Source organism: Phytopseudomonas punonensis (assembly GCF_900142655.1).
Classification (GTDB): domain Bacteria; phylum Pseudomonadota; class Gammaproteobacteria; order Pseudomonadales; family Pseudomonadaceae; genus Aquipseudomonas; species Aquipseudomonas punonensis.
In genome coordinates this window covers 1-3,382 of the sequence record NZ_FRBQ01000019.1, presented here as the reverse complement: position 1 = coordinate 3,382, position 3,382 = coordinate 1, and the positions used below count along the sequence as shown (strand labels likewise).

4 protein-coding genes and 3 tRNA genes are annotated in these 3,382 nt (G+C 56.1%); all 7 read left to right on the top strand.

Annotation, left to right across the window (positions count from 1 at the left end):
• Positions 1–366 precede the first annotated feature (366 nt).
• Positions 367–1,326 (top strand): bifunctional biotin--[acetyl-CoA-carboxylase] ligase/biotin operon repressor BirA, encoded by a 960-nt coding sequence (gene birA / locus BUC40_RS22475; RefSeq protein ID WP_073269014.1) that lies wholly within the window; start codon positions 367–369, stop codon positions 1,324–1,326.
• Positions 1,316–2,074 carry a pantothenate kinase gene (locus BUC40_RS22470; RefSeq protein WP_073269015.1) on the top strand — a complete coding sequence of 253 codons (759 nt, stop codon included), beginning with the start codon at positions 1,316–1,318 and terminating at the stop codon, positions 2,072–2,074. Before birA ends, BUC40_RS22470 begins: the two co-directional genes overlap by 11 nt.
• Before the next feature lie 2 nt (positions 2,075–2,076).
• On the top strand, positions 2,077–2,754 hold the full coding sequence (locus BUC40_RS22465) for an SPOR domain-containing protein (protein ID WP_073269013.1): 678 nt from the start codon (positions 2,077–2,079) through the stop codon (positions 2,752–2,754).
• A gap of 145 nt (positions 2,755–2,899) precedes the next feature.
• A tRNA-Tyr gene (locus BUC40_RS22460) sits at positions 2,900–2,984 on the top strand.
• 25 nt (positions 2,985–3,009) lie between these two features.
• Positions 3,010–3,083 (top strand) — tRNA-Gly (locus tag BUC40_RS22455).
• Between the two features lie 26 nt (positions 3,084–3,109).
• Positions 3,110–3,185, top strand: a tRNA-Thr gene (locus BUC40_RS22450).
• An 84-nt stretch (positions 3,186–3,269) separates the two neighbouring features.
• Positions 3,270–3,382: GTP-binding protein (locus BUC40_RS22445; RefSeq protein WP_244154210.1), on the top strand; the 113-nt coding region annotated here is incomplete at its 3' end.

The window sequence follows — 3,382 nt, the reverse complement described above, 5'->3', positions numbered from 1 at the left end:
ATGGTAGTGTGGAGTTTCTCCATGTGAGAGTAGGTCATCGTCAAGCTTCTACTAGAAACCCCAGATCTCAATAGAGATCTGGGGTTTCGTCTTTTGCGGCTAGAAAATATTGAAGTCGGTACAGGCTAGCGTTCTCGATGGGAGCCCCTTGAGTGGTGCCGCGCGCAGCCTGGGCAAAGGGCTAGTCAGACATTAAACGCAGCGATATCTGGGGCTCATGCGTAGCTCGATTGTCTTCGGGTTAGCTACAAAGCTCTCTATCTAGCTGCTTGGTTTCCTGCCGCTAAGAGCGAATGCGCGGAGGTTTTGTAGGCAGCAGTCGAGTGCATCGTTATCATGCGCTCCTTAATGCGGGGCGGGTTTGGCATGCAGTCATTATTGCGACTTCTACAAGATGGTCAGTTTCACTCGGGTGAAGAGCTTGGCGCCGCTATTGGCGTAAGTCGAGCTGCTATCTGGAAACGCCTTCAGGCGCTCGAAAGCGAGTTCGATCTGCAGATTCATAAAGTCCGCGGGCGTGGCTATCGACTTGAGATGCCGCTGTCTTTGCTGGCCGCCGACCTAATCGCGGCATCGTGCAGCTATCCCGTTACGCTTCTGCAGCAGGTGGACTCCACGAATGCTGAAGCGCTTCGCCGCCTTTCGTCTGGCGCCACGCCGCCGCTGCTGGTTATTGCGGAACAACAGACGGCCGGCCGTGGGCGTCGAGGTCGACGTTGGGCAAGCCCCTTTGGTGAAAATCTTTATTACAGCCTGCTGCTCCGCGTGAGTGGCGGCATGCGCCAGCTGGAGGGCTTAAGCCTGGTGGTTGGCCTGGCGCTTCTGGATGCGCTCCGGGAGGCTGGCGTCAATGAGGCGGGTTTGAAGTGGCCCAATGATTTGCTTGTTGGCGGTCGCAAGATTGCTGGGATCTTGTTGGAGCTCTCCGGAGATCCTGCGGATGTCTGCCATGTAGTGCTTGGCATCGGTGTGAACATCAATATGAGAGTGGCGCCTTCTGGCGATGCCATCGATCAGCCATGGACCTCATTGAGGCAGATCCTGGGGGAGCAGGTCGACCGTAATCAATTCGTCACAAGCCTTACTCGGCAACTGGAGCGCTATCTCGACATGCATCGACTGCGGGGCTTTGCCTCACTGCGTGAGCAATGGGAGGAGAGTCATCTTTGGCAGGGGTGTTTAGTGAGCCTCGCTGCAGGCTCTCAGGCTATAAAGGGGCGCGTTCTGGGTGTTGATGATACTGGCGCTTTGCGGCTTGAGGTTGAGGGGCGGGAGCAAGTGTTCAGTGGTGGTGAGCTCAGCTTGAGGTTGCATGATGATTCTTGAGCTTGACTGCGGTAACAGCTTTATCAAGTGGCGGGTTATGCCGCGCGCCGGCGGCGGAAGTGCCATTGCTGGCGGAGTGGTGGACAACAGCGAAGAGCTGATCGCCGCTCTTGCTGATCGCTTTTCGGAGCAGCTCTCTGACTGCCGCCTTGTCAGCGTTCGGGCGGACGAGGAAACGCGTTTGCTGAGTGGGGCTCTGTCAGCTCGTTTCAGTATGCGCTGCCGGGTTGCCGAGTCGGCGCCCATGCTAGCTGGTGTCCGTAATGGCTACGAAGACTATAAGCGACTGGGGCTGGATCGGTGGCTGGCGCTAGTGGGGGCTTACAGCCTTACGCATGGCGCTTGCTTGGTTGTGGATCTTGGGACTGCCATTACCTCCGATTTCGTCGACGCGAATGGGCAGCATCTGGGTGGTTTTATCTGTCCGGGTATGCCGTTGATGCGCAGTCAGCTGCTTACCCATACCCGGCGTATCCGCTATGACAGCGTCGCCGCTGAGCATGCCCGCGACAGCCTGGTGCCTGGCCACTCTACGGCGGAGGCGGTCGAGCGTGGTTGTAGTTTGATGTTACGCGGCTTCGTTAATACGCAGCTCGAACTTGCTCGTCAGCAGTGTGGTGCCGACGTAGTGGTGTTTCTGACTGGGGGCGATGCGGCTATGGCTGCTGAGTGGGTGCCGGCCGCGCGAGTGGTTCCAGACCTGGTGTTCATTGGGTTGGCGATCGCCTGTCCGCTGACGGGGGAGTAAAGATGCGCTGGATTTTCATGTTGTTGGTTGTGCTCAATGCCTTTTATTACGTATGGCACCAGCAACAAGTGCCCATGCAAGCTAAAGAGGTGGCGCCGCTGTCGTTGTATCAGGACAGTCGGCGAGATATACAGTTGCTGAGTGAGTCCAAGCCCCAGGAGCGGCGTGCGCCTGCGGTCAAGGAGGAGCCGGCCGAGCAGGCTGTTTGTCTGTTCTTGGGGCGTTTTGATGACGAGAGTCAGGCGGGGCAAGTCGAGCAGCGCTTGCTGAGTCTGGATATTCGCTCGCAAATGCAGGTGGTCGAGTCTGCCGGAGCGGTTGATTACTGGGTCTATTTGCCGCCATTGGCTTCGCGGCAAGCATCGCTCAGGCAGTTGCGTGAGCTGCAGGCGCGCAAGATCGATAGCTACATAATCAGTCAGGGGGATCTCGCTAACGGAATTTCCCTGGGTATATTTCCGCGGCACGATTCGGCGGATAGCGTAATTACGCGCCTGCGTCGGGCAGGATACGAACCGTTGTTGCGAGAATTGCCCCGCGCCAATCGTAGTCACTGGGTGCGTATAGCCCCAGAAAGCCGGCGTTTGGTGGATGATTCGCTGCTCGAGCGTTTGTCTTTGGACTTCAACGGTTTACAACATCAATTAATGCCATGCGAGGGGGTTGCAAGCTCCCGGTAGAATGCATAGAATGGCGCCCGCTTCGCAGGGTGGTCATCCCTAGGGATGAGCGGCGGGGTTGCTGTTAGTGTCGCTAAGCTCAGGTTTTTAAATGAGAAAGTGCTTGACAGTAGGGTGGCAGATATTGAGAATGCCGCCTCCTAATGGAGGGATTCCCGAGCGGCCAAAGGGATCAGACTGTAAATCTGACGTCTACGACTTCGAAGGTTCGAATCCTTCTCCCTCCACCAGATTTAAGCGTGAGCTGTAAGCTCCGCGGGCATAGTTCAGTGGTAGAACCTCAGCCTTCCAAGCTGATGATGCGGGTTCGATTCCCGCTGCCCGCTCCAGCTTTTATTGCTTGCGCACATGTTTCGCTCATGTAGCTCAGTTGGTAGAGCACACCCTTGGTAAGGGTGAGGTCAGCGGTTCAAATCCGCTCATGAGCTCCATTTAATAAAGGCAGATATGAAAGTATCTGCCTTTGTTTTAATGGCGATATCGCTAGCTGAATTCTTCGTTCGGGGACGGTCAAAATGGCTAAAGAAAAGTTTGAACGTAACAAACCGCACGTCAACGTTGGCACCATTGGTCACGTTGACCATGGTAAAACCACTCTGACCGCTGCTCTGACTCGTGTCTGCTCCGA